Annotated in this window: 2 protein-coding genes; both read right to left on the bottom strand. The window is 70.4% G+C overall.

The annotated features are described in order from the left end of the window. Window positions 1–106: 106 nt before the first annotated feature. Complete coding sequence (locus ACMO6A_RS00455) at window positions 107–1,465, bottom strand: MATE family efflux transporter (RefSeq protein WP_418470638.1); 1,359 nt, start codon at window positions 1,463–1,465, stop codon at window positions 107–109. 11 nt (window positions 1,466–1,476) lie between these two features. Continuing rightward, the gene (rsmI, locus tag ACMO6A_RS00450; protein ID WP_009609395.1) at window positions 1,477–2,328 is read right to left on the bottom strand and encodes a 16S rRNA (cytidine(1402)-2'-O)-methyltransferase; all 852 of its coding nucleotides are present in this window, start codon (window positions 2,326–2,328) and stop codon (window positions 1,477–1,479) included. Window positions 2,329–2,593: the final 265 nt, after the last annotated feature.

The following is a 2,593-nucleotide window of genomic DNA, read 5'->3' as shown; positions in this document are numbered from 1 at the left end:
CGTGTGAGCCGCACGACCAGGCCGTCCACCACGAGTTCGACGGGCTCGACGGGCGCAACGGGACGCGAGGCCGAAGCCCGCCCCCGCGCCGCACGCTGCCGCGGGCTCACGCGACCACCTCCCGATCGCGCCGGCGCGGCCCGTGCACGAACCGCACGAGAAGCACGGCGGTCAGCGCGAACGTGGCCGCCTCGGCCGCGGGGAACGTGGCCCACACGCCCGCCATGCCGAACAGCGCCGCCAGCACGGCCGCGAACGCGAGCATGGCCGGAAGACCGCGCACGATGGAGATAGCCAGGCCGCAGACCGGTTGCTCCACCGCGCTGAAGAACGCCGCCGCCACGATGTTCGCCCCCGCGAAGAAGTACCCGAGGAAGTACACGCGCATGCCGTCCACGGCAAGCGCCGTGAGCTGCGGATCGTTGTCGCGATTGAACGCGAGCGCAAGCGGCTCGGCGGCGAGCGCCACCGCAGCGTACGTCGTCGCCGCGATGACGAGAGCCGTCAGCAGCGCCAGACGCAGCACCGCGCGCACGTCGCGGTCGCTGCCACGCGCGTACGCGTTGCTGGCCAGCGGCTGGATGCCCTGCGCGATGCCCACGAACAGGGCGCTCGCCACGAACGCGAAGTTCGCGACCACCCCGTAGGCCGCCACCCCGATGGTTCCCTCAAACGCAAGGATCACCAAGTTCAGCACCAGCAAAACCAGCCCGCCCGACAGCTCTACCACGAACGACGAGAACCCGAGCGCCGCGATATGCCCCACGAGCCGCGCGCGCAGATGCAAGCGCACCGGCCGAAACGTGTTGCGTTTCCTGAGGAAATGGATCAACAGCACCGCCATGCTCATGAGCGGGGCGAACCCCGTGGCGAACGCCGCGCCGAACATGCCCCACCCGAACCCGAATATGAACAACGCGTCGAGCGCGATGTTCCCGAAGCTTCCCACCAGCATGGCGACCATGGCCAGCTGCGGGCTGCCGTCGTTGCGCACGAACGGCAGCAGCACGTTGTTCAACAAGAACAGCGGCGCGAACGCGAAGATGGTGCGCAGGTACGTCACGGTCAGCGGAAGCGTGGCCTCGTCCGCTCCCAAAAGCGACGCCAACGGCGTCGCGAACGCCTCCACGACCGCAAGCAGCACCGCCGCGGCAACGCCCGCCATGACGAGCGCCGTGGTGAACACCCGGTTCGCCCCCGTGCGGTCGCCCCTCGCCGAGCACACCTGGAACTCGGTTGCCGCGCCGATGCCCAGCATGAGGCCCGTGGCCTGCAGCACCGTGTACAGCACGATGGAGAAGTTAAGCGCCGCGAGGCCGTCCGACCCCACCCCATTCGCAATGAAGAACGTGTCGGCCAGGATGTACACCGACACGCCTACCATGCCCAGCACGTTGAACGACACGTACCGCGCGAACGGACGCGCCATCGACGACGAGCCGGCCATGCCGGCACCGCGTGCCATCGCGCGCCGCCTCACGCCTCGAGCGAGATGTCGTATGCCGCGTTGCGCGCGATGCCGAACTCCTCGGCTATCGCGCGGGCGACGTCCTTGCTGCGCACGCCGGCGGCCTTCAGCTCGGCGGCGCGGGCGCGGGCTGCGACTTCGGCGTCCTGCTCGGCGGCGGCGCCCTCGGCCTCGCTCGGGCCGTCGATCACCAGCACGATCTCGCCCTTGATGCCCGCGCCCTCCCGCTCGCGCGCGGCGAACGCGTCGCGCACCTCGGGCAGCCGACCCCGCACCACTTCCTCGTGCAGCTTCGTCAGCTCGCGGCACACGGCGATCTCGCGGTGCGGAAGCGTTTCCGCCAGCGAGGTCAAGGCCGCCACCAGGCGGTTCGGGCTCTCGTAGAACAGCAGCGCCGCATCGAGCGCGCGCAGGCTCTCCACCACGGCGCGGCGTTCGGCGTCCTTGCGCGGGAAGAAGCCGCCGAAATAGAAGCGCGGGTTCGCGCTGCCGCTGGCCACGTACGCCGTGGCCACGGCCGTGGCGCCCGGCAGCACCTCCACCGGCACGCCCGCCTCGCGGGCGGCGCGCACGAGGCGCAGCCCCGGATCGGACACGCCCGGCATGCCGGCGTCCGAGCAGTACGCGATCACTTCGCCTGCCGCCACGCGCTCCACCAGCGACGACGCGCGCTCGCCGATGAGCGCCTCGTCCAGCCGCTCGATGCGCTTCTCGATGCGGAATGCCGCTAGCAGCTTGCCTGTGACACGCGTGTCCTCGGCGCACACCGCGTCGGCCGACCGCAGCGCCTCGAGCGCGCGCTCGGTCATGTCGCCCAAGTTGCCGATGGGCGTAGGACATATGATGAGCTTGCCGGCCATGTGCTTCCTTCCATTGCTGCGCGCGCCGCGCCGTTCTTCGTTGTCGTCCATTGTCGGGCAAACGGGCAACCTTGGCAAACGCGCAGGATGGAAAGCACGCGAGCAGCCGGGTCGGGTCAGCCCTTTTTGGCGCGGGGATAGGGCGCAAGCCCTTCTCTGGCGCGGAGTGGGATTTGGGACTTAGGTGTCAGCGGCCGCGCCGGTCGCACGCCGCGCCCGCCACGAATCGGCGCGGAACGCGCCCACCCGCTCGCAAGCGCCACCC

The sequence above is a fragment of the Eggerthella sp. genome (assembly GCF_048329335.1).
GTDB classification, from domain to species: domain Bacteria; phylum Actinomycetota; class Coriobacteriia; order Coriobacteriales; family Eggerthellaceae; genus Eggerthella; species Eggerthella lenta.
This window is presented reverse-complemented; position numbering and strand designations above follow the sequence as displayed.